At 46.9% G+C, this 271-nt stretch carries 1 rRNA gene; it reads right to left on the bottom strand.

Features of this window, described 5'->3' with window-relative positions:
- Positions 1–12: 12 nt before the first annotated feature.
- Positions 13–126: ribosomal RNA gene (gene rrf, locus C664_RS20120) — 5S ribosomal RNA — on the bottom strand.
- Positions 127–271 lie beyond the last annotated feature (145 nt).

The following is a 271-nucleotide window of genomic DNA, read 5'->3' as shown; positions in this document are numbered from 1 at the left end:
TTTTTTTGGTTAGTCTGACGATGACCTACTTTCACGAGGGCAATCCTCACTATCATCGGCGCGTTTGTGTTTCACGGTCCTGTTCGGGATGGGAAGGTGTGGTACCACAAAGCTATGGTCGTCAGACTTTGACTTGTTACCTGGGGTTGATCCAGGCCAAAGCGGGAAGAAGTGTTGTGTGATTGGGTGTATTTTGACACCGGTGTTACGAGTTTGTCTTGAATAAGGTTATAGGATCAAGCCACACGGGCAATTAGTATCGGTTAGCTTA

The organism is Thauera sp. 63, assembly GCF_000310165.2.
GTDB classification, from domain to species: Bacteria; Pseudomonadota; Gammaproteobacteria; order Burkholderiales; family Rhodocyclaceae; genus Thauera; species Thauera humireducens.
Note: the sequence above shows the minus strand (reverse complement) of the source record. Positions and strands in the feature narration are given on the sequence as shown.